3 protein-coding genes are annotated in these 2,977 nt (G+C 59.1%); all 3 read right to left on the reverse strand.

The genetic code is table 11. The features are described from left to right. Positions 1-260: 260 nt before the first annotated feature. The 3 genes from ACE4YL_RS10260 to ACE4YL_RS10270 are packed head-to-tail and all read right to left on the reverse strand — an operon-like array spanning position 261 to position 2,906. The gene (locus ACE4YL_RS10260; protein WP_461369611.1) at positions 261-1,391 is read right to left on the reverse strand and encodes a DNA-methyltransferase; all 1,131 of its coding nucleotides are present in this window, start codon (positions 1,389-1,391) and stop codon (positions 261-263) included. Positions 1,392-1,407: 16 nt separating this feature from the next. Next, positions 1,408-1,839, reverse strand: coding sequence for a dUTP diphosphatase (locus ACE4YL_RS10265; protein ID WP_461369612.1), 432 nt, complete (start codon positions 1,837-1,839; stop codon positions 1,408-1,410). Continuing rightward, entirely contained in the window at positions 1,836-2,906 is a 1,071-nt protein-coding gene (locus tag ACE4YL_RS10270) for an adenylosuccinate synthetase (RefSeq protein WP_461369613.1), read from the reverse strand. Before ACE4YL_RS10270 ends, ACE4YL_RS10265 begins: the two co-directional genes overlap by 4 nt. Positions 2,907-2,977: the final 71 nt, after the last annotated feature.

Genomic DNA, 2,977 nt, shown 5'->3' on the forward strand with positions numbered 1-2,977 from the left:
TACAGCCACACCCAACACGTCCCAGATGGCGATGTTCAGGTTGCCGTAGTCAAGCTGCTTCTTGATCATGACCTGGTCGCACTCTGCGTTTAGCCGGGCCATAGCCTGCTCGAAAGTGGCAGGCTTATTAGGGTCTGCCGATTGATGTGCCGGCGAACCTATTGCTTGGAGAGTGGAGCTCTTGGAACCGAAGAACTTGGTCTGCATTCAAATCACCTCCATTTCTACTATTTACCCACATCGTCGCACCGGGATTCACTTCACCGTTCCCGGTCGATCCGTCGGCTAGCCATAGCACAGTAGTCGGGGTTCAGCTCGATACCGATACCCGAACGTCCGAGGCGCTGGGCGACGAGCAGTGTCGTACCACTACCGAGGAACGGATCGAGAACGACGCATCGGCCGGAACCGTCGTTATCGGAGCAGGAGCAGGTCGGTTGCCACGATTCCTCCTTGATCACCTTTGTTTGTCGCGTAAACAACTGCGGACGTTTACCCATACCACTCGCAATGGCGTATGGTTCGGTGCGGTCCTTTTTGGTAACTGGCTCTCGTTCCACCACTCTCTTCCACGGTGCGCCGCAATGAGGGCAGGCCATAGGAGATGTACCTGCCAGGATACAGGGCTCGATGAGGTCTGGCGGATATACGGCGAAATGGGCTTCAGGGAAAGGCTTGGTGGAAACTGTCCACACCGACCGCTTATTACGACCAGCTGGATTCCCCCATATCCTGTTAGGCTCCTCGAAATGTCCCATGCTCGCCGTAAGCCGGCCGTTGTGCGTCTTATTCCCAGGCGCATGTAATGGGCGAACGTGTGGCTCCCGGATCGCATCGACATCGTAGAAGTACCGCTTGGCCTTCGCCAGCAGGAAAATGTACTCATGCGCCCTCGTGGGCCGGTCCGTCACGCTCTCCGGCATCGGATTCGGCTTGGCCCAGATAATATCGCTCCGCAGGTACCAACCGTCCGCTTGTAATGCGAAGGCCACACGCCAGGGTACCCCAACTAGGTCTTTGGGCTTCAGCCCGGGCACCTTGCGCCCCGGGTACTTTGGCTGGCCTTCCTTGAGGCCGCCGGGGTTGTAGTCACCCCCAGCCCTGCCACTGCTGTTGTAGCTGTCACCAAGGTTGAGCCAGAGTGTTCCGTCAGGTCGCAGTACCCGCCGTACCTCACGGAATACCTCGACTAAAGTCTCGACGTACTCCTGGAGCGTCTGCTTGAAGCCGATCTGTCCCTCAACACCGTAGTCTCGCAAGCCCCAGTACGGGGGCGAGGTGATACAACAGTGGACGGACTCCGAGGGCAGATCACGCAGGACCTCTAACGCGTCGCCCTGGTAGATTGTCTGGATTGTGTCGCCGTTGTCGACCTGCCAATACGACCGCATCACGTCACCTCCATTCTTAATGTCCAGAGGAGCCGAACCCCCTATCCTGGCGTTGGCTCGGGGGTAATACCATGGTCGGCTCCCACTGCAGGTCTTCGATTAGCCAATGGAAAATGAGCTGGGCGATCCTGGTGCCGGCCGGGATAAACCGGTCATGGTCGGTGAGGTTGAACACACCAATAAACAGCTCACCGCGGTAGCCGTTGTCGATGATCCCCTCATTCACCAGGAGCCCGTGCTTCCGAAGGGTGCTGGAGCGGCCAGTGATCCGGCCCCACAGCCCTTCCGGCATGGCGATGGCGATATCGGTGTGAATATCGGTGAAGGAGCAAGCAGGGATTACGACATCCCTGCTTACATACAGGTCCCATCCAGTATCGCCAGGATAAGCTTTGGTCGGAGCCCGCGGGCTGCCCTCACCTGGGAGAAGCTGGAAGTAGACCTTCATACAGCGAACCCCCTATCCACGATGCTCCAGTTTGGACCACCGGTGCCGATGAGGGACACCCGGACCCGGAACCGGGACTCCACGTACCGGACGAACCGCTTGGCGGTGTCCGACAGGCCCTCCCACTGGGTCTTGCCCTCATCCTGCGGCGAGAGGTAATCCATGAACGTGATAGCGATGGAGGTGGGACAGTTCAACGTGATAGCGTTGTCCAGCAGCTCTTCATCCCATTCACCCACCCGGCGGATCTTGTTGGTGACGGTGGTCCGCTCCATCAGCTGCTTACCAACCCGCTGAGAGATTTCCTCCCAGGTCAGCTCGTTCTTCAGCGGCCCGGAATTGCCGGCCACCCGGATCGGATAAGTTCGGGCCACTAGCAGGACCCGGGTCACCAGTATGGGTGGAATGCCGGCGTCAGCAGCAAGCTGAGCGGCGTTGGTATCGTGACTGGTTACGTAGGGCCACGGACCGTGGATGAGGGACAGGCTAGACCCCTGGGTGCCCTCCAGGAGGACGTTCTGGCCACCATCCAGATACTGCTGTAGGAGCTTGGGGGTGTTCTCTCTCAGATACCGCCGGAGTCCGTACTCATCGGCGATATCCTTGGCTAATTTGAACCGGGATGGATCCCGGCGGATCCTGGCAATCCGGGCCGCACCAACACCTTCACCGGTGGAGCCGATGCGCTTGTGCAGCTCACCCTCTGTGCCGCCCTCCTCCTCATGGGAGGATCGGTCCAGGACACCGGCCTGGGCGTCGATGATTAACCGGTCGTCGATAGTAGGATCGACCTCCCGGATGGCCTCCAGTTCCCGTAGGAGGATCTCCGGGTTCACCAGCATCCCCCGGCCCAGGACCAGGATCGCCTCAGGGTTGGTCCAGCCGCAGGGGATGATTTGCATCTTCCAGATCCGGCCCTTATGGATGAAGGAGTGGCCGGCGTTAGGGCCGCCAGTGCGGACGTGGACGTGGTAGCGATTGGCAAGGTAATTCACGACGACACCTTTACCTTCAGACCCGTACTGGGCTCCGACGACTGCCAAGACGTGACCTTTAGATTTCCGCATAAGTATACCCTCCTTGACTTGGTAGTTATTTAGGTGGCGGGCTACTCTTCCTCGCCCGTCCACTCGGTCAT

Source organism: Candidatus Darwinibacter acetoxidans, from assembly GCF_041936445.1.
Classification (GTDB): domain Bacteria; phylum Bacillota; class Limnochordia; order Darwinibacteriales; family Darwinibacteriaceae; genus DTU010.

Bases quoted from the DNA above. Each gene is read 5' to 3' on its own strand.
- ACE4YL_RS10270 (WP_461369613.1), bottom strand. From the start codon at position 2,906: ATGCGGAAATCTAAAGGTCACGTCTTGGCAGTCGTCGGAGCCCAGTAC.
- ACE4YL_RS10260 (WP_461369611.1), bottom strand. From the start codon at position 1,391: ATGCGGTCGTATTGGCAGGTCGACAACGGCGACACAATCCAGACAATC.
- ACE4YL_RS10265 (WP_461369612.1), bottom strand. From the start codon at position 1,839: ATGAAGGTCTACTTCCAGCTTCTCCCAGGTGAGGGCAGCCCGCGGGCT.